The sequence below is a fragment of the Microtetraspora glauca genome, assembly GCF_040656155.1.
Classification (GTDB): domain Bacteria; phylum Actinomycetota; class Actinomycetes; order Streptosporangiales; family Streptosporangiaceae; genus Microtetraspora; species Microtetraspora glauca.
Genome location: NZ_JBFALK010000003.1, coordinates 363,464 through 383,094, shown reverse-complemented (window position 1 = coordinate 383,094; position 19,631 = coordinate 363,464). Strand labels below are relative to the sequence as shown.

Genomic DNA, 19,631 nt, shown 5'->3' with positions numbered 1-19,631 from the left:
TGAAGCGGATCGCCGCGCTCCCGGGTTCGTTCGCCGCGCTCGCTCACGGTCTCCTTCACAAGTTCTCCAGGGCGCCGGTACGGCGGACCGCCGTGAGGTAAACCAGCATGATCACGACGGGCACCGTCGCGACGGCCGCCGCGAAGGGCAGGTTGTTCGCCGCGCCGATGTTGTCGTAGACGACGTTGCCGATGAGCTGGGACTTCCCGCCCACGATCTTCACGGTGATGTAGTCGCCGAGCGACAGCGAGAACGTGAAGATCGAGCCCGCCACGACGGCGGGGAAGCTGAGCGGCCACACCACGGTGCGGAACGTCCGCCACCCGCGCGCGCCCAGGTCGCCCGCCGCGTCGAGCAGCGAGGACGGCAGGCGTTCCAGTCCGGCGTAGATCGGCAGGATCATGTACGGCAGCCACAGGTAGGACAGCGTCGCGATGGTCGCGGTCAGCCCGTACCCCCAGCCGAGCACGCCGTCCGAGGACAGCATCACCCGCCACGCGTACGCCTTGACGAGGTAGGACGCCCACAGCGGGGTGAGCACCAGGATCACCAGCCAGCGCTGCGCCCTCGGCGAGGCCAGCTTGGCCATGGCGAACGCCATGGGGAAGGCGACGATCAGGTCGATGAGCGTGACCGCGACCGCCACGCCCAGGGAGCGCAGGGCGATCGTCCGGTAGACGTCCCCGGTCACCAGGTCCTGGAAGTTCGCCCAGGTGAACGATCTGACCAGGTCGCCGGTGAACGTGTCGGTCGACCAGAACGCCGTCACGAAGAGGGCGGCGAGCGCCCCCAGGTAGGCGAGTCCCAGCCAGGCCAGCGGCGCCGAGAGCAGCAGCGACAGCCGTACGCGCGCGTGGCGGTGCAGGAAGGCGGCCAGCCGCCCGCGCGGACCGGGACGGCTGAGAGCAGCCGAAGTAGTCATGTGATCTCTCCAAAGACCCCGCCCCCGGCCGGTACGGAACCGGGCCGGGAGCGGGACGCCGGGGGACGGTCAGCCCTTGATCTCGGTCCAGGCGCGGGTCCACTCCGAGTAGTCCTTGCACGTCACGTCCGTGCGGCCGTCGAGGCACTGGGCGATCGGAGTGGTCCAGAAGCGCACCTTGGAGAAGTACTCCTCGTCGGTGGCGTGGAAGGTGTCGCAGAACGAGGCGTCCGAGGTCTTCGCGCACGCCTTCGCGTTGGCCGGGGCCTCGCCGAACCACTCCGCGACCTGAGCGTTCGCCGTGGGGGAGATGATCCAGTCGAGCCACTTGTAGGCGCAGTTCGGGTTCTTCGCCTTGGCCGCGACCATCCAGGTGTCCGACCAGCCGGTCGCGCCCTCCTTGGGCAGGGTCACCTCGACCGGCGCCTTCTCCGCCTTCGCGAGGTTCGCGATCACCTGCCAGGTGGTGCCGACGACGGTGTCGCCGCCCTTGAACGCCTGGATCTCCTTGGTGTAGTCCGACCAGTACTCGCCGATGATCTGCCGCTGCTGCTTGAGCAGGTCGACCGCCGCCTGGAACTGCTTGTCGTCCAGCGCGTACGGGTTCTTGATGCCGAGTTCGGGCTTGGCCGACATCAGGTAGACGGCCGCGTCCGCGATGTAGATCGGCGAGTCGTACGCCGTCACCTTCCCCTTGTGCGGCGAGGCCGGGTCGAAGACGACGCCCCACGAGTCGGGCGCGGGGCTCACCGCGTCGGTCCGCCACATGAGGAGGTTCGCCCCGCGCCCGTGCGGCACGCCGTACGCGACGCCCTTGACCGAGTTCCACGGCTTGAGCTTGAGGCCGTCGAAGACGTCCGCGTAGTTGGGGATCAGGTCGGTGTTGACCGGCGCGGCCGTGCCGGAGGCGATCAGCCGCAGCGAGGCGTCGCCCGAGGCGGACACGGCGTCGTACTCGCCGGTCTTCATCAGGTTGACCATCTCGTCGGAGGTTCCGGCGACCTTGGTGTTGACCTTGCACCCGGTCGACTGCTCGAACGGGTGGACCCAGTCGACCTTGGGGTCGTTGGAGCCGTCCTCGGCGTATCCCGCCCAGGCGATCAGGTTGACCTGGCCCTCTCCCGCGCCGAGGGACTTCAGGGCCTCGATCGCGGGCGGGTTGAAGCCGCCCTGCCCGGGCGCGGCGGCGGTGCCGCCGCCGCCGCTGCCGCCGCTGCCGGACGTGGAGCCGCCGCAGGCGGTCAGGGCGGCGAGCGCGAGCGCGGCCGTGACGGCGAGGCCGCGCGTGAGGAACACGGGCCGGGGGGAGGTGGACCGCATGCTGTCTCTCCTTGCTGTGTGACAGATCAGTGCGCGTGGTGACGAACGTGACGAAGCGGGTGTGGTCAAGGGGGCTAGGAGGAGCCGATCGCGAACTCGTGACGGCGCTGCCAGACGAGCCGCACCCGGCGGCCGCGCAGGCCCATCACGTCCATCGACGAGACCTCCAGGTTCTGCTGGAGGGCGATGAGCCGGCCGCCGACGTCGAGGTCCACGACGAACCGGGTCGCCGGGCCCGCGTACACGACCTCGGAGACCGTGCCCTCGGCGCTGTGCTCGTCGGAGCTCACCGGGTCGGGCGCGCCGGGATCGGCGGGAACCACCCGCAGCTTCTCCGGCCGGACGCTGAACGTGCCGTCCCTGCCGAGCACGGACCGCGCCGCCGCTCCGGTGATGAGGTTGGACGTGCCGACGAATCCGGCCACGAACGCGGTCGCGGGACGCTCGTAGATCTCGGCGGGCGTCCCGACCTGCTCGATCCCGCCCTCGTTGAACACCGCCACCCGATCGCTCATGGTGAGCGCCTCCTCCTGGTCGTGGGTCACGAACAGGAACGTGATGCCGACCTCGCGCTGGATGGCCTTCAGCTCGACCTGCATCTCCTCGCGCAGCTTGAGGTCGAGCGCGCCGAGCGGCTCGTCCAGCAGCAGCACGCGGGGCCGGTTGACCAGGGCGCGGGCGAGCGCGACCCGCTGGCGCTGCCCTCCGGAGAGCTGCGCGGGGCGCCGCTTCTCGAAACCGTCGAGCCGTACCGACTTCAGGGCCTCCAGCGCGCGCGTCCGCCGCTCCGTCTTGGGGACCCGCTTCACCCGCAGGCCGTACTCGACGTTCTCGAGCACGCTCATGTGCGGGAACAGCGCGTAGTCCTGGAAGACCGTGTTCACGTCCCGCTCGAACGGCGCGAGCCGGGTGACGTCCCGGCCGCCCAGCTCGACGGTTCCGCCGGTGGGGGACTCGAACCCCGCGATCATCCGCAGGACGGTGGTCTTCCCGGAACCGGACGGTCCCAGCATCGCGAAGAACTCGCCGTCGGCGACGTCGAGGTCCACCCCCGCGACCGCGACGACGCTCCCGAAACTCTTGCGCAGCCCGCGCAGGCGCACCGCGTGCTCGGATGCCGGGATGGTGACGGGTGTCACTGCTTGCTGTGGCATGAACGGAAACATATGGGGTTAAATGTTTCTGGTAAAGCCGCGATCCGGTATCACTGTGTTAACTATCGGGCGAACGTGATCGAACACAGGAAAGCGGGCAGGTGGGCACGATGACTGCGACGCGACACACCGGACCCGGCGGGCGAGAGACCGACTGGGCGTGGCCGTGAACGTCGCGCGCCTGGCGGTCTTCTCCCCGGTGGACAGCACCGCGCGGGTCGACGTCGTGGTCCGGCGCCTGACCGACGCGATCGCCCTCGGCCTGCTCGCGGACGGCGAGCAGCTGCCCAGCGAGGCCGAGCTCGCCGGACGCCTCGGCGTCTCCACCGTGACGGTGCGCGAGGCGCTCATGGCGCTGCGGCAGCAAGGGCTGGTCGAGACCCGCCGCGGCAGGGGCGGAGGCAGCTTCGCCCGCGCCCCCTCCGAACTGGACGTGACCGAGCGGCTGCGCGCCTTCGCCGTGGACGAGCTGCGCGACCTGGGCGATCACTACGCCGCCATCGCCGGAGCCGCGGCCAGGCTCGCGGCGCAGCGGTCGCTCCCCTCCGACGTCGCGCCGCTGTGGCGGTCGCTCGACGAGATGGCCGGCGCCGAGTCGAACGCCCACCTGCGCCGCCTGGACGGCCGCTTCCACATCGAGGTCGCGGCGGCCTCCCAGTCCGCGCGACTCACTCGGGAGGAGATCCGGTTACAGGCCGACATCGGACCGTTGCTGTGGCTTTCGCACGAGAACCTCGGAGGGCACGATGAGACGGCGGCACAGCACCGCGCCATCGCCGAGGCGATCGGCGGGGGCGACGCCGACCGGGCGCGCGCCCTCGCCGAGCGGCACGTGCTCGACGCCACGGACCACCTGATCGAGCTCCGGCTGCGGCTCCGGGAGTAAGACGATGATCACAGGGTCGACAACGGCGCTTTCGGACCTGGCGCCTCCGGACCCGACGCCGGCCGGCGCGACCGCCGCGGCCGTGACCTGCGCCCTCGCGCGGGTCCGCGACACCGCCGAGGAGATCTTCGCCGCACTCGACGACATCCGCGCCGCCACCAGGGGGCGGGCCCGTGCCGTACGGCGCGGCGGGCGCCGCCTGGTCAGCGCCGACCTCGCCGCGCTGCGTCCCCTGCTGTTCGGCCGCCTCGGCGCCGTCATCGCGGGGATCGGCTTCATCGCCGCCCCAGGACTGCTCGCCGACGCGCCCTGGTACCTGGAGTGGTGGCAGGAGAACCCCACGGGGACGCCCGTGCAACTCCTGCGCGATCTCGACCCGTCGAGCAGCGCGTTCTACGACTACACCCACTGGGACTGGTACGCCGGCCCCGAGTCGGGCGCCGACCGTACGATCTGCGGGCCGTACGTCGACTACCTGTGCACCGACGAGTACAGCCTCACCCTGTCGGTGCCGGTCACGCTCGACGGCGTCTTCCTCGGGGTGGCCGCCGCCGACGTCTTCGTGCGCCGGTTCGAGGCCGCCGTGGTCCCCGCGCTCAGGGACGTCCCCGTCCCGGCGTTCCTGGTCAACGCCCAGGGCCGGGTGGTCGCCTCCAACACCGCCCGATGGATCGCCGGGTCCGTCTACCGGGGGGCCGAGGGCTTCGCCGTGCGCCCCGTGCCGGGCCTCCCGCTGTCGCTCGTGGAGGGCACCGCCCGGTAGACCGGTCCCGGCCTGCGGCAGAATTGGCGCATGTCCCTCGACCCGAAGATCGCCGCGCGGCTGAAGCGCACTCAGGACGGGCTGGTGCCCGCCATCGTCCAGCAGCACGACACCGGTGAGGTGCTGATGCTCGCCTGGATGGACGACGAGGCGCTGCACCGCACGCTCACCACGGGCCGCGCGACGTACTGGTCCCGCAGCCGCGGGGAGTACTGGATCAAGGGCGACACTTCCGGAAACGTCCAGTGGGTGAGGTCGGTCAGCCTCGACTGCGACGGCGACACGATCCTGCTCAAGGTCGACCAGGTGGGCGCCGCCTGCCACACGGGTGACCGCACCTGCTTCGACGCCGGGGTCCTCGACGCGGTCCGGGGCCATGACGACGAGGGCGCCGGGACGCGGGCCGGCGATCGGTCATGACGTCGCCCGATCGCGCGGGTGACCCGGTCGCCGGGGCGCCGGAGGCCGGACCGCCCGCGCCTTCGACTCGTCCGCGTACGGCACGGCGCTCGCTGACGGCCTGGCTGGCCGCCTGCGCGGCCGGCGCGGGCCTGGTGCTGCTGGCCGGGGGCCGCGAGTGGGCGTCCGTGAACTACGGCGGCGCGGCCGGTGCCGCGCCCGTCCCCGTGAGCGGGGGCGACGCCGTTCCCGGTCTGACGCCCCTCGCGCTGGCCGCGCTGGCGGCCGTCCTCGCCGTCTTCGCCACCCGCGGCGTGTGGCGCCGCGTCGTCGGCGTCGTGCTGGCCGCGTGCGGCCTGGCCGTCGTGGCACTGGCCTGGCCGTCGCGGGTGCCCGCGAGGGCGGTCGAGGTCGCGGAGACCCTGCGCTCCCTCGCCGGGCAGGCGGCGCACGTCACCGTGTCGGCGTGGCCGTGGGCCGGGGTCGCCGGTGGCGTTCTGCTCGCCCTGGGCGGGGTGGTGGCCGTCCTGCTCGGCGGCGGCTGGCCGGGCATGTCGGGCAAGTACGAGCGCCGTTCGGGGGACGCGGGCCGTACCGGCGCCAGGCGGCCGCGCCGTGAGGTCACGGGCGACCGTGCGCTGTGGGACGCGATCGACGAAGGCGCGGACCCCACCCTCGATCCAGATGATCGTTCCGGAAACGAAAGCGAATAACAGAAAAGCACCATGTGGCGTGGGGGTTTCCATCTTTGCGGCAACATCACAAGTTGTCCACGAACTGGATACTTCCGCAACGCCAGTCTCATATGTCGCTAAGCTTCCCGACCGCAACTCATGACCTATTAGGAGTCATTAAATGAGCTACGGAAACCAGCCGGGCGACACGGGGGGCTACGGAGCCCAGCCGCCTGGCGGTGGATACGGGCCGCCTCCCGGCGACGGCGGCTATCCGCCGCCCGGCGGTGGTTACCCGCCGCCCGGGGGCTATCCGCCGCCCGGCGGGTACGGCGGTGCGCCGACCCCCCCGAACAACCACCTGGTGATGGCCATCATCACCACTGTCCTGTGCTGCCTCCCCCTCGGCGTCGTGTCGATCGTCTACGCCACCCAGGTGAACTCGAAGTGGGCGCAGGGCGACTACCAGGGCGCCATGGCCGCCTCGGAGTCGGCCAAGAAGTGGTGGCTCGCGTCCATCATCACGGGCGTGGTCCTGATCGTCCTGTACATCATCCTCGTCGTGGTGCTCGGCGTGTTCAGCGCCACCGTCAGCACCTCGTCATACTGAGGGCATGACTGAGGGCACGACGGCCGCTGTCCACGGGCGGCGCGGCGCGGACCGGCTCCGGTCCGTGCTCGCGCCGCTCGGCGTCGCGGCGGTCACCGGCGCCGCCTTCGCGTTCGTGGGCGCCGTCGATCCGAACCAGCCGGGCCACTATCCGACCTGCCCCTTCCTTTTCCTGACCGGGCTCTACTGCCCCGGATGCGGCACCCTGCGCGCGATGCACGCGCTCGCGCACGCCGACCCGGTCACCGCCCTCGGGCTGAACCCTCTCGCGGTGGCCACCATCCCGTTCCTGCTGTTCTGGTGGGGGCGCTGGGCGGTGCGGTCCTGGCAGGGCCGGCCCGCGCGTACGGATCTGGCGAACCCCATCTATCTCTGGGCCTTCCTCGCCCTGGTGATCGTTTATTGGGTGGTGCGAAACCTCCCATTCGGCCGCTTCCTGGCACCCTGACGAGACCCGATGGCCGAGCGGCCCCGGCGAGGCCGATAGCATCGGCAGGGCAAGGTAGCGACAGCAGCGACCGGAGGGACCGCTTCTCGTGAGCGAGCGTAGCGAGCGAACAGGTTTGCGCGGCAGTGTTCACTCATGCGGGCTCCGAGCCGATGGCGAGGAGGGCTCATGAGCGTTCTCGACGAGATCATCGTCGGTGTCCGGGAGGACCTGGAGGCCCGGCAGAAGGCCGTGCCGATCGACCTTCTCAAGGATCGCGCCGGACGCGCGCCCGCGGTGAAGGACGCCTACGCCGCGCTCGGCGGCGACAAGGTGTCGGTGATCGCCGAGGTGAAGCGTTCGAGCCCGTCCAAGGGCGCGCTCGCCGCCATCGCCGACCCCGCCGCCCTGGCCGCGGACTACGAGGCCGGCGGCGCGCACGTGATCAGTGTGCTGACCGAGCGGCGCAGGTTCGGCGGAACCCTGGAGGACCTGGCCTCGGTCCGGTCCGCCGTGGACATCCCGATCCTCCGCAAGGATTTCATCGTCACCTCCTACCAGCTCTGGGAGGCCCGCGCGTACGGCGCGGACCTCGCCCTGCTCATCGTGGCCGCACTGGACCAGAACGCGCTGGTCTCGCTCATCGAGCGGGCCGAGTCGATCGGCCTGGCCGCGCTGGTCGAGGTGCACACCGAGGAGGAGCTCGACCGCGCGCTCGCCGCCGGAGCCAGGATCATCGGCGTCAACGCGCGCAACCTCAAGACCCTGGAAGTGGACCGGGACGTCTTCGCCAAGATCGCGCCCAAGATCCCCGACGGCGTCATCAAGATCGCCGAGTCGGGTGTGCGCGGCCCGCACGACCTGCTCGCCTACGCGCGGGCCGGGGCGGACGCGGTGCTGGTCGGCGAGAGCCTGGTCACCGGCAAGGACCCCAGGGCCGCCGTGAACGACCTGGTGACCGCCGGCGCCCACCCATCGTCTCGGCAGGAGAGGCAGTCGTGAGCCCCACAGAAGCACCCATCCTCACCGCGGCGGACCTCGCCGGCAACGGCGTCTACGGTGACGACCCGGACGGCCACGGCAAGTTCGGCGTCTTCGGCGGCCGGTTCGTGCCGGAGGCCCTGATCCCGGCGCTGGACCAGGTGGCCGTGGAGTACGAGAAGGCCAAGAACGACGAGGAGTTCCTCCGCGAGTTCGACCACCTTCTGCGCACCTACGCGGGCCGGCCGACCACCCTCACCGAGGTGCCGCGCTTCGCCGCGCACGCGGGAGGCGCCCGGATCGTGCTCAAGCGTGAGGACCTGACCCACACCGGCGCCCACAAGATCAACAACGTGCTGGGCCAGGCCCTGCTGACCAGGCGCCTGGGCAAGACGCGGGTGATCGCCGAGACCGGCGCGGGCCAGCACGGCGTCGCCACCGCGACCGCCGCCGCGCTGCTCGGCCTCGAATGCGTGATCTACATGGGCGCCGTCGACTGCGAGCGCCAGGCGCTCAACGTCGCGAGGATGAAGCTCCTCGGCGCGACCGTCGTGCCGGTCACCAACGGCAGCCAGACCCTCAAGGACGCCATCAACGAGGCGTTCCGCGACTGGGTCACCAACGTCGACCGCACCCACTACCTGTTCGGCACGGTCGCCGGCCCGCACCCGTTCCCCGAGATCGTCCGCGACTTCGCCCGGATCATCGGCGTCGAGGCCCGCCGCCAGATGATCGAGCTGACCGGCCGGCTCCCCGACGCCGTGGCCGCGGCGGTCGGCGGCGGTTCCAACGCGATCGGCATCTTCCACGCCTTCATCGGCGACGAGGAGGTCCGGCTCCACGGTTACGAGGCCGCGGGGCGCGGGCTGGAGTCGGGCGAGCACGCCCTGACCCTCACCGCCGGGACCATCGGCGTGCTGCACGGCTCGCGCACCTACGTCCTGCAGGACGACGAGGGCCAGACGATCGAGTCCCACTCGATCTCGGCCGGCCTCGACTACCCCGGAGTGGGCCCCGAGCACGCCTGGCTCAAGGACTCCGGCCGCGCCACCTACCACGGCGTCACCGACGACGAGGCGATGGAGGCGTTCGCCCTGCTGGCCCGCACCGAGGGCATCATCCCGGCGATCGAGTCCTCGCACGCCCTCGCCGGCGCACTGAAGCTCGGGCGGGAGCTCGGCCCCGAGGCCACCATCCTGGTGAACCTCTCCGGCCGCGGCGACAAGGACATGGGCACCGCGATGAAGTACTTCAACCTCTAAGCCGACTCCAGCTGACCAAGGAGCCGAGCCGGCGACGGCGGAGCGGAGACGGCGGCCCCACACGCAGGGCGAGGTGGATCCGACACAGACGAACGGAAATCCGATGACGACTCTTCAGACGGTCTTCTCGAAGGCGCGTGCCGAGAACCGGGCCGCCCTCGTCGGCTACCTGCCGGCCGGTTTCCCCACCAAGGAGGGGGCCGTCGCCGCCGCGACCGCCATGGTGGAGGCTGGTTGCGACGTGATCGAGATCGGTCTGCCGTACTCCGATCCGCTGATGGACGGTCCCACCATCCAGGACGCGGTCCACCGCTCGCTGACCAACGGCACCCGCATCGCCGACGTGATGCGCACCGTCGAGGGTGTCGCCAAGTCGGGCGCGGCGACCCTCGTCATGACGTACTGGAACCCGATCGACCAGTACGGCGCGGGCCGCTTCGCGCGTGATCTGGCGAACGCGGGCGGCGTCGGGACGATCACCCCGGACCTCACGCCGGAGGAGTCCGGCACGTGGCTCCAGGAGAGCAAGGACGCCGGCATCGACACCGTCTTCCTGGTGGCGCCCAGCTCCACCGAGGACCGGATCGGCAAGGTGGCCAAGATCTGCACCGGCTTCGTGTACGCCGCGTCCCTGATGGGCGTCACGGGCGCCCGCGAGTCGGTCGGATCCGCCGCCGAGGGCCTGGTCGGCCGGACCCGGCGGCACACCTCGCTTCCCGTCTGCGTCGGCCTCGGCGTGGGCACCGGCAAGCAGGCCGCCGAGGTGGCCGCCTACGCCGACGGAGTGATCGTCGGTTCCGCCTTCATCCGGCGCCTCCTCGACGCCCCGGACGAGGCGTCCGGCCTCGCCTCGGTGCGCGAGCTCGCGGCCGAACTCGCCGCGGGCGTACGCCGCTGACCGGCGGGACCTCGGCAGGGTCCCCCGAAGTCCGGCGAAGTCCGCCTTCCACGGGGGTCGCGCGCTTAACCGACGCTTATGTCGTCCATGATGTGGTGGGCTCCAAGTAGTGTGCAGAGAACATGGCCGCGGCTCTCCGAGCTGCGGCCAGACATCGTGACCGGCAGCGATGCCCACCCGCGAGGAGACGATGGTGTTGACTTACGAGAAGGCCGCACCTGATCGACCGCGAACCGAACATCCCGCGTTACCGTGGGTGACGACCGTGGCTCGACTGGTCCTCGCGGCGGTGCTCATCGCGGCGGGCGGACTCAAGATCGGCGCGCCCGCGCTGTCGGTGCAGGCCGTCAAGGCCTATCAGCTGCTGCCCGACTCGCTGGCCACCGCCATCGGGTACGGCCTGCCCATTCTTGAGATCGTCGTCGGGGTGCTGCTGGCGGTCGGTCTGCTGACCAGGGTTTCGGCCGTGGTCGCCGGGCTGCTCATGCTGGCGTTCGTCGTCGGCATCGCCTCCGCGTGGGCGCGAGGTCTGCGCATCGACTGCGGCTGCTTCGGCGGAGGGGGCGAGCTCAGTGCGGGTCAGGATCCCAACTATTTCTGGGAGATCCTTCGTGACTTCGGTCTGGTGATCGTCGCCGCGTGGATCGTCATCCGCCCCCCGGGCCGCCTCGCGATGGACTCGGCGCTCGGCCTGACCGGGCCGCGTGAGCCGTACCAGCCGGAAGGCGACATATTCCAGGGCGAAGAGCCCGACGCATAGGGAGAGACCCACCATGAGCAAGGCGGCGAGGGACGCCTCGGTGCGAGCGCGCATCGCGGCGCAACGGGAAGCCCAGCGCAAGCAGGAGCAGCGCAGGCGCCTGGCCACCATCATCACCATTGTGGTCGTCGTGCTGGCCGTGATCGGAGGAGGCTGGTGGTACGCCGCCGAGCAGACCAAGTCCGAGACGGTCGCCGGGGGGCTCGCCCCGGTGACGGTGCAGAGCGACGGCTCCGTCGTGATGGCCAAGGCCGGCGTGACCACACCGGTGCTGGACATCTTCGAAGACCCGCAGTGCCCGGTCTGCAAGCAGCTTGAGGAGATCAGCGGGCCCACCATCAAGAACCTCGCGGCCGAGGGCAAGGTCAAGGTCGTCTACCACCCGCTCACGATCTTCTCGCAGGAGCCGACCCGGTCGAACTCCCTGCGCGCCGCCTCGGCGCTGCGGTGCGTGCCCGACGGCAAGCAGTGGCTCGCCTTCCACGACAGGCTCTTCAAGGAGCAGCCCAGCGAGACCGTCGAGGGCTTCAAGATCGACGATCTGGTCAAGTGGGGCCACGACGTCGGCGTCACGGCGCCCGGCTTCGACTCCTGCGTGAAGGACCAGACGCACAAGGCGGCCCACGAGCAGTTCTCCACCAAGACGATGGCGGACCAGCAGCTCCAGGGCACCCCGACGCTCAAGCTCAACGGCGCCACCATCGACAACAACACGATCTTCGTGCCGAGTGCGCTCCGCCAGGAGATCCTCAATGCCGCAGGCGCCAAGTAGGACGGAACGGGCCCGGGATCTCCGTGGCCCGTTCTCCACAGCATTGCGTCGGAGCGGTCCGGTCTACGGTAACGTCCACTGACATGCCCCTCGCCTCGATTCCCAGCCCGTCACAAGGGGTCTGGAACCTCGGACCGCTCCCCATCCGGGCGTACGCGCTGTGCATCGTGCTCGGCGTCATCGTCGCCGTCTGGATAGGGGAGCGCCGCTGGCGCGCCCGCGGCGGCGCGCCGGGAGCGATCACCGACCTCGCCGTCTGGGCCGTCCCGTTCGGCCTGGTCGGCGGGCGGCTCTACCACGTCATCACCGACTGGCAGCTCTACTTCGGCTCCGAAGCGCCCAACCGGCCGATCGACGCCCTCTTCATCTGGAAGGGCGGCCTCGGCATCTGGGGCGCCATCGCGCTCGGCGGGCTCGGGGTGTGGATCGCCTGCCGCCGCCGGGGCATCGCGTTTTCGGCGGTCGCGGACACCCTCGCCCCCGCCATCGCGGTGGCCCAGGCCATCGGCCGCTGGGGCAACTACTTCAACCAGGAGCTGTTCGGCGGCCCGACCACGCTGCCGTGGGGTCTGGAGATCGACCCGGGCCGTCCCGGCACGATGCCCGGGGTGGAGACCTACCATCCGACCTTCCTCTACGAGTCGTTGTGGGACCTCGCGCTCGCGGGTCTCCTCGTGCTCGCGGGCAGGCGGTTCGCTCTCCGCCACGGTCGGCTGTTCGCGCTGTACGTCGCGGGATACACGCTCGGCCGGTTCTGGATCGAGGGCCTCCGGGTCGACCCCGCCCACCACATCCTGGGGCTCCGGTTGAACCAGTGGACCTCCGTGGTGATCTTCGTCCTGGCGATCGCGTACTTCTGGCTCACCCGGAACAAGACCGGCGACGAGCCCCTCGGGGCCGTGGCGGACACCGGGGACGGCCAGGGCGGCGACCATGCCGACCCGGCGCATCCCCAGGACCAGGCCGACCCGGCGGAGGCCGACGCGAAGGAGGAGCCGGCCGCCGCGGACGGTGATTCCGGCACCGGCTCCGGCACCGGCACCGGCACCGGCACCGGCTCCGGCACCGAGTCCGGAACCGAGTCCGGCGGTGGTTCCGGTGGCGTCGCGGCCGAAGGCGCCGGCAGCGGTCCGGCCGATCCCGCTCCTTCCGGTGAGGCGTACGCCACGCCGGAGCAGGGAGGGAGCCCGCGATGAACGGCGCAGATTCGGGGGTTCGCGCCGAGATCCACCACCAGCACCGGGACGTGACCGGCGGCTGGTTGCGTCCCGCCGTGTTCGGGGCGATGGACGGCCTCGTCTCCAACTTCGCCCTCATCGCGGGTGTCGCGGGGGGCACGGCGGACACGAAGATCATTTCGCTGGCCGGAGTGGCCGGGCTCGCGGCCGGGGCCTTCTCTATGGCGGGCGGCGAGTACGTCTCGGTCGCCAGCCAGAGCGAGATGGCCCAGGCGGAGATCGATATCGAGCGCCGGGAGCTCGAACGCAACCCGCAGGCCGAAGAGGAGGAGCTCGCGCAGCTCTACGTGCAGCGCGGGGTCGATCTGGAGACGGCCAGAGAGGTCGCCCGCCAGATCTCCAGTAATCCGGAGAGCGCGCTGGAGGTGCACGCGCGGGCAGAGCTGGGCATCGACCCACACGACCTGCCCTCCCCGATCCTCGCGGCTGTCTCCTCGTTCCTGTCGTTCAGTGTGGGCGCCCTGATCCCGCTCCTGCCGTACCTGCTGGGCGTGCGGGGGCTGTGGGTGTCAGCGATCGTGTCGATGGTGGCGCTGTTCGCCGCAGGCGTGGTCGTGTCCCGAGTGACCGCGCGCACCTGGTGGTTCAGCGGGTTGCGCCAACTCGTGGTCGGCGCGGTGGCGGCGGCCCTCACCTGGGGCCTCGGGACGGCGGTCGGAGCTAGCGGTCTGTGACGAAGCGCAAGCGCCGGGCGCCAGCGCCGGTGCCATCGGAACGCTGGACCAGCGACACCCTGGCGGAGCTCGGGTTGAGCGTCATCCAGCAGCGGCTCGTCATCGGCGTCGGCTCCGTGGTGGCGGTCATCGCCGCCGCGCTCGGCCTGACGCTCGTGATCAACATGATCGGGGGCGGTGACGTCGCCCCCGCGCGGGCGGGCTCCGGGTCCCTGGGCGGGACCCGGCCCGGTGACTACCAGTCCTGGCGGTCGCTGAAGCAGTTCACCCCCATCGCGGACCGCAAGGCCGACTCCAAACCCCTCACTCTGCAGGAGCTCTTCGGGGCGCGCAGCCTCAAGGCGGGGAAGATCACGCTCAGGCGGGCCGGGGTCCACCTCGACGCGGGATGCCGCACCGCCGTCTGGGGCGCCGACCTCGTCGAGGAGCTCTCCGACGCGGGATGCACGCAGATCGCGCGCGGCCTCTACACGAGCGCCGACGGCGTCTACGTCGCCCAGTACGCCATGCTCAACCTCGCCGACGTCAAGGCGGCCGACGCCCTGGTCGAGAGCCTGGAGACGCTGCACCTGGGCGGCTGGACGCTGCCGATCGAGTCGACCAGGGTGAAGTTCGGCGACTACACCGAGTCCAGCGGCCTGGCGATGGGACACTACGTCGGCCTGGTCTGGATCGGCCGGGCCGACGGCGCCGAGCCGGGCGCGGGAGACGACTTCGTGACGCTCGGCCTGGCCGTACGCGAGGTCGAGCGCGCCCTCTACCGGCGTGTCGTCGCCGTCGCCGGTGTCCCCTCGGTCACGGTCAAGCCCTCGCCGGGGGAGGAGACGGCCCAACCCGCCGAGCCGACTCCCACGGACCCGGGCGCCACGGGATCCACGACGTCCGGGGTGCCCGCCTCCCCGACGCCGGCGCCCCAGTAGGGCCCGGCCGCGGGAGGGTTTGCCATCCACGCTGGATACCGAAATATCGGCTTGAATCACGCTGTTGTAGTGTAAAAACCGGTCAGCCGGGATACGGACGTGATCGACTGCCGTGCTCAAGGGGGAGCGACGCGGCGGCGCACTCACGGTCCACCGCGACGAGGCGGTCTCCCCGGCAGGTGAAGCGCCCGCCGCCGTGCCCACTTTTCTCCGCCCGATTCGACACGTGAAGATTCGCGAAGCGGACCTGGTTGGGACTAATCGGGCAGCATGCGGTAATCTTTGACGCACCTATCACCGCAGCAGGGCCAACGTCGTCCCTCTGTTTCGAGCAGAAGATGACGACGGGAGGGATTCATGCCTGCTGCCCGCTTTGGCCGTCCTGGGGGCTTTCCCGAGCCTCAGGGCCTGTATGACCCCGCGAACGAGCACGACGCCTGTGGCGTGGCCATGGTGGCGGACGTCGCCGGCCGCCGCAGCTACGACATCGTCGCGAAGGCCCTGACCGCGCTCCGCAATCTCGATCACCGGGGGGCGAGTGGCAGCGAGCCGGACACCGGCGACGGCGCCGGCATCCTGACGCAGATCCCGGACGCGTTCTTCCGCGCGGTCGTGGCCGAGTTGGGCTGGCAGAGCCCTCTCCCGGCCGAGGGCGCGTACGCCGCCGGCCTCGCGTTCCTCCCGTACGACGAGCAGGCCCGCGGCGTGGCCGTCGGCCTGATCGAGGAGATCGCCGCCGAGGAGGGTGTCACCGTCCTGGGCTGGCGTGATGTGCCGGTGGACGCCGCCCTCCCCGGGGCCAGCGCCCGCGCTGTCATGCCCCACTTCACGCAACTCTTCATCACCTCGCCGAACGGCGAGACCGGCATCGCCCTCGACCGGCTGGCCTTCGCCTTCCGCAAGCGGGCCGAGCACGAGGCCGACGTCTACTTCGCCTCGCTGTCCAGCCGGACCGTCGTCTACAAGGGCATGCTGACCTCGCTGCAGGTCGAGCCGTTCTTCCCCGACCTGTCCGACGAGCGCTACGCCACGGCGATCGCCCTGGTCCACTCGCGGTTCTCCACCAACACGTTCCCCTCGTGGCCGCTCGCCCACCCCTACCGGTACATCGCGCACAACGGCGAGATCAACACCGTCAAGGGCAACAGGAACTGGATGCGCGCCCGCGAGGCGATGCTGGCCAGCGGCCTGATCCCCGGTGACATGGAGCGGCTGTTCCCGATCTGCGACCCGGACGGCTCGGACACCGCGTCGTTCGACGAGACGCTCGAACTGCTCCATCTGGGCGGCCGGTCGCTCCCGCACGCCGTGCTCATGATGATCCCGGAGGCGTGGGAGAACCACACCGAGATGGACCCCGCGCGGCGGGCGTTCTACGAGTTCCACTCCACCCTGATGGAGGCGTGGGACGGGCCGGCGTCGATCACCTTCTCCGACGGCACGCTCGTCGGCGCCGTGCTCGACCGCAACGGCCTGCGCCCCGGCCGGTTCTGGGTCACCGACGACGGTCTGGTGGTCCTGGCCTCCGAGGCGGGCGTCCTGTCCGACATCCCGCAGGAGAAGGTGGTCCGCAAGGGTCGTCTCCAGCCCGGCCGGATGTTCCTGGTCGACACCGCCCGCGGCAAGATCATCGAGGATGACGAGATCAAGGCCGAGCTCGCCGCGGCCGAGCCGTACGCCGAGTGGCTGCACGCGGGCCTGGTCCGCTTCGAGGAGCTGCCCGCCCGCGAGCACGAGCACCCGACGCACGAGGCGCTCGTCAAGCGGCAGCAGACCTTCGGCTACACGGAGGAGGAGCTGCGGATCATCCTCTCCCCGATGGCCCGCAGCGGTTACGAGCCGATCGGCTCGATGGGCACCGACACGCCCGTCGCCGTGCTGAGCGAGAAGCCGCGTCTGCTCTTCGACTACTTCAGCCAGCTCTTCGCCCAGGTCACCAACCCGCCGCTGGACGCCATCCGCGAGGAGCTCGTCACCTCGCTGCAGTCGACCATCGGCCCCGAGGGCAACCTGCTCGACCCCGGCGCGGCCTCCTGCCGGCGGCTCGTCCTGCCCTACCCCGTGATCGACAACGACGAGCTCGCCAAGATCGTCCACATCAACGACGAGGGCGCGCTGCCGGGCTTCCAGCCGTACGTCGTCTCGGGTCTGTTCCACGTGGGTGGCGGCGGTGACGCGCTGCTTCGCCGGCTGCGGGAGATCCGCGAGGAGGTCTCGCGTGCCATCGAGGACGGCGCGCGGATCATCGTGCTGTCCGACCGCGGCTCCTCCCGCGAGAAGGCGCCGATCCCGTCGCTGCTCCTCACCGGCGCGGTGCACCACCACCTCATCCGGGAGAAGTCGCGCACCCGCGTCGGCCTGGTCATCGAGACCGGCGAGGCCCGCGAGTGCCACCACATGGCCCTCCTGATCGGGTACGGCGCCAGCGCCGTCAACCCGTACCTCGCGATCGAGACCGTCGAGGACATGATCGAGACCGGGCAGCTCGCCGGGATCGAGCCGCGGGCCGCCGTGCGCAACCTCATCAAGGCGTACGGCAAGGGCGTCCTGAAGGTCATGTCGAAGATGGGCGTGTCCACGGTCGCCTCGTACACCGGCGCGCAGATCTTCGAGGCGCTCGGCCTCGGCGCCGAGGTCATCGACGAGTGCTTCGCCGGGACCACCTCCCGGCTGGGCGGCGTCGGCTTCGACGTCCTCGCCCGCGAGTCCTTCGAGCGGCACCAGCGGGCCTACCCGCGCGCGGAGAACGCGCACCGGCGTCTGGAGGTCGGCGGCGAGTACCAGTGGCGCCGCGAGGGTGAGCCGCACCTGTTCAACCCGACCACCGTCTTCAAGCTCCAGCACGCCACCCGCACCAGGCGCTACGAGATCTTCAAGGAGTACACCTCCCTGGTCGACGGCCAGTCCGAGCGGCTCATGACACTGCGCGGCCTGTTCCGGCTCCGTCCGGGCGCTCCCGTGCCGATCGAGGAGGTGGAGTCGGTCGAGTCCATCGTCAGGCGGTTCTCCACCGGCGCCATGTCGTACGGCTCGATCTCGATGGAGGCGCACGAGACCCTCGCCATCGCCATGAACCGGCTGGGCGCCAAGTCCAACACCGGCGAGGGCGGCGAGGACCCCGAGCGGCTGCACGACCCGGCCAGGCGCAGCGCGATCAAGCAGGTGGCCTCCGGCCGCTTCGGCGTGACCAGCGAGTACCTGGTCAACGCCGACGACCTGCAGATCAAGATGGCCCAGGGAGCAAAGCCCGGCGAGGGCGGCCAGCTTCCCGGCCACAAGGTCTACCCGTGGATCGCCAAGACCCGGCACTCCACGCCCGGTGTCGGCCTCATCTCGCCGCCGCCGCACCACGACATCTACTCGATCGAGGACCTGGCCCAGCTCATCCACGACCTCAAGAACGCCAACCCGCGGGCCCGCGTGCACGTGAAGCTGGTGTCCGAGGTCGGGGTCGGCACCGTGGCCGCGGGCGTGTCCAAGGCGCACGCCGACGTCGTGCTGATCTCCGGCCACGACGGCGGCACCGGCGCCTCGCCCCTGACGTCGCTCAAGCACGCCGGTACGCCGTGGGAGCTCGGCCTGGCCGAGACCCAGCAGACCCTGCTGCTCAACGGCCTGCGCGACCGCATCGTCGTCCAGGCCGACGGCCAGCTCAAGACCGGCCGTGACGTGATCGTCGCCGCGCTGCTCGGGGCCGAGGAGTTCGGCTTCGCCACCGCGCCCCTCGTCGTCTCCGGCTGCGTCATGATGCGGGTCTGCCACCTGGACACCTGCCCGGTGGGCGTGGCCACGCAGAACCCGGAGCTGCGCAAGCGGTTCAGCGGCAAGCCCGAGTTCGTGGTGAACTTCTTCGAGTTCATCGCGCAGGAGGTCCGCGAGTACCTCGCCCAGCTCGGCTTCCGCACGCTCGACGAGGCCATCGGCCACGCCGAGATGCTCGACACCACCGAGGCGGTCGACCACTGGAAGGCGGCGGGTCTCGACCTGGCGCCGATCCTGCACCAGCCGGAGCTGCCCGCGGGCACCCCGCTGCACAAGGTCGTCGACCAGGACCACGGTCTTGACCGGGCCCTGGACAACACGCTCATCCAGCTCGCCGAGGGCGCTCTGGAGTACGGGGACAGGGTCACGCTGGAGCTGCCCATCCGCAACGTCAACCGTACGGTCGGCACGATGCTCGGCCACGAGGTGACCAGGCGGTACGGCGGGGCCGGCCTGCCCGACGGCACCATCGACGTGACCTTCACCGGTTCGGCTGGCAACTCCTTCGGCGCCTTCGTGCCGCGCGGCATCACCCTGCGGCTCACCGGCGACGCCAACGACTACCTCGGCAAGGGCCTGTCGGGCGGCCGGCTGGTCGTCCGGCCGCACGCGGACGCGCCGTTCGAGGCCGAGACCCAGGTCGTCTCCGGCAACGTCGGCCTGTACGGGGCCACCTCCGGCGAGGTGTTCGTCCGTGGCGTGGTGGGCGAGCGGTTCTGCGTGCGCAACTCGGGTGCCACCGCCGTCGTCGAGGGCGTGGGCGACCACGGCTGCGAGTACATGACCGGCGGCCGGGCCGTCGTCCTCGGACCGACCGGCCGCAACTTCGCGGCCGGTATGTCGGGCGGCGTCGCGTACGTGCTCGACCTCAACGCCGAGCGGGTCAACCGCGAGATGGTCGAGATCGAGCCGCTGACCGACGAGGACGCCGAGTTCCTCAGGGAGATCGTGGAACGGCACCTCGCGGAGACCGGATCGACCGTCGCCAAGGGGCTGCTGGCCGACTGGGACGCCGCCCTGCCGCGGTTCGGCAAGATCATGCCGACCGACTACAAGCGGGTGCTCCAGGCGGCGGAGGCCGCCAGGCTCGAAGGCCGCGACATCGACGAGGCCGTCATGGCCGCCTCGCACGGGTGACGCCGATGAACAACCACCGGGCCGTCATGGGCCGCGACACGTCCACCGCACACGGATAAGGGGGGTACACCG

General features: G+C 70.8%; 18 protein-coding genes. 15 read left to right on the top strand and 3 right to left on the bottom strand.

The features are described 5' to 3' along the window. Positions 1–55: 55 nt before the first annotated feature. The 3 genes from AB0I59_RS08105 to AB0I59_RS08095 form a co-directional block, all read right to left on the bottom strand. Positions 56–922, bottom strand: coding sequence for an ABC transporter permease (locus AB0I59_RS08105; RefSeq protein WP_358131382.1), 867 nt, complete (start codon positions 920–922; stop codon positions 56–58). Positions 923–991: 69 nt separating this feature from the next. Further along, positions 992–2,242: an ABC transporter substrate-binding protein gene (locus AB0I59_RS08100; protein WP_358131379.1), complete on the bottom strand. Its 1,251-nt coding sequence runs from the start codon at positions 2,240–2,242 to the stop codon at positions 992–994. A gap of 74 nt (positions 2,243–2,316) precedes the next feature. Next, positions 2,317–3,396: an ABC transporter ATP-binding protein gene (locus tag AB0I59_RS08095; protein ID WP_061252803.1), complete on the bottom strand. Its 1,080-nt coding sequence runs from the start codon at positions 3,394–3,396 to the stop codon at positions 2,317–2,319. A gap of 160 nt (positions 3,397–3,556) precedes the next feature. Between AB0I59_RS08095 and AB0I59_RS08090 the strand changes: the two genes are divergently transcribed. The 15 genes from AB0I59_RS08090 to gltB all read left to right on the top strand — a co-directional run bounded on the left by AB0I59_RS08090 (position 3,557) and on the right by gltB (position 19,559). Continuing rightward, positions 3,557–4,282: a FadR/GntR family transcriptional regulator gene (locus AB0I59_RS08090; RefSeq protein WP_358131376.1), complete on the top strand. Its 726-nt coding sequence runs from the start codon at positions 3,557–3,559 to the stop codon at positions 4,280–4,282. Positions 4,283–4,286: 4 nt separating this feature from the next. Then, entirely contained in the window at positions 4,287–5,045 is a 759-nt protein-coding gene (locus AB0I59_RS08085) for a cache domain-containing protein (protein WP_358131374.1), read from the top strand. Positions 5,046–5,075: 30 nt separating this feature from the next. Continuing rightward, entirely contained in the window at positions 5,076–5,465 is a 390-nt protein-coding gene (gene hisI, locus AB0I59_RS08080) for a phosphoribosyl-AMP cyclohydrolase (RefSeq protein ID WP_061252385.1), read from the top strand. Then, on the top strand, positions 5,462–6,157 hold the full coding sequence (locus AB0I59_RS08075; RefSeq protein WP_061252386.1) for a TIGR02234 family membrane protein: 696 nt from the start codon (positions 5,462–5,464) through the stop codon (positions 6,155–6,157). Before hisI ends, AB0I59_RS08075 begins: the two co-directional genes overlap by 4 nt. Before the next feature lie 142 nt (positions 6,158–6,299). Beyond that, complete coding sequence (locus AB0I59_RS08070) at positions 6,300–6,728, top strand: CD225/dispanin family protein (protein WP_061252387.1); 429 nt, start codon at positions 6,300–6,302, stop codon at positions 6,726–6,728. A 4-nt stretch (positions 6,729–6,732) separates the two neighbouring features. Continuing rightward, positions 6,733–7,176 (top strand): DUF2752 domain-containing protein, encoded by a 444-nt coding sequence (locus AB0I59_RS08065; protein WP_061252388.1) that lies wholly within the window; start codon positions 6,733–6,735, stop codon positions 7,174–7,176. Positions 7,177–7,344: 168 nt separating this feature from the next. Next, entirely contained in the window at positions 7,345–8,157 is an 813-nt protein-coding gene (trpC, locus tag AB0I59_RS08060) for an indole-3-glycerol phosphate synthase TrpC (protein WP_061252389.1), read from the top strand. A gap of 17 nt (positions 8,158–8,174) precedes the next feature. Then, entirely contained in the window at positions 8,175–9,398 is a 1,224-nt protein-coding gene (trpB, locus tag AB0I59_RS08055; protein ID WP_061252805.1) for a tryptophan synthase subunit beta, read from the top strand. Between the two features lie 103 nt (positions 9,399–9,501). Beyond that, positions 9,502–10,296 carry a tryptophan synthase subunit alpha gene (trpA, locus tag AB0I59_RS08050; protein ID WP_061252390.1) on the top strand — a complete coding sequence of 265 codons (795 nt, stop codon included), beginning with the start codon at positions 9,502–9,504 and terminating at the stop codon, positions 10,294–10,296. Between the two features lie 169 nt (positions 10,297–10,465). Further along, positions 10,466–11,056 (top strand): MauE/DoxX family redox-associated membrane protein, encoded by a 591-nt coding sequence (locus AB0I59_RS08045; RefSeq protein WP_358131368.1) that lies wholly within the window; start codon positions 10,466–10,468, stop codon positions 11,054–11,056. Positions 11,057–11,069: 13 nt separating this feature from the next. Beyond that, positions 11,070–11,828: a thioredoxin domain-containing protein gene (locus tag AB0I59_RS08040; protein ID WP_061252392.1), complete on the top strand. Its 759-nt coding sequence runs from the start codon at positions 11,070–11,072 to the stop codon at positions 11,826–11,828. Between the two features lie 83 nt (positions 11,829–11,911). Next, positions 11,912–13,024: a prolipoprotein diacylglyceryl transferase gene (gene lgt, locus AB0I59_RS08035; RefSeq protein ID WP_358131365.1), complete on the top strand. Its 1,113-nt coding sequence runs from the start codon at positions 11,912–11,914 to the stop codon at positions 13,022–13,024. Then, positions 13,021–13,740 (top strand): VIT1/CCC1 transporter family protein, encoded by a 720-nt coding sequence (locus AB0I59_RS08030; RefSeq protein ID WP_358131362.1) that lies wholly within the window; start codon positions 13,021–13,023, stop codon positions 13,738–13,740. The genes lgt and AB0I59_RS08030 overlap by 4 nt, the downstream gene beginning before the upstream one ends. Next, positions 13,737–14,660: a hypothetical protein gene (locus tag AB0I59_RS08025; protein ID WP_358131359.1), complete on the top strand. Its 924-nt coding sequence runs from the start codon at positions 13,737–13,739 to the stop codon at positions 14,658–14,660. Before AB0I59_RS08030 ends, AB0I59_RS08025 begins: the two co-directional genes overlap by 4 nt. 357 nt (positions 14,661–15,017) lie before the next feature. Beyond that, the gene (gene gltB, locus AB0I59_RS08020; RefSeq protein WP_082776416.1) at positions 15,018–19,559 is read left to right on the top strand and encodes a glutamate synthase large subunit; all 4,542 of its coding nucleotides are present in this window, start codon (positions 15,018–15,020) and stop codon (positions 19,557–19,559) included. Positions 19,560–19,631: the final 72 nt, after the last annotated feature.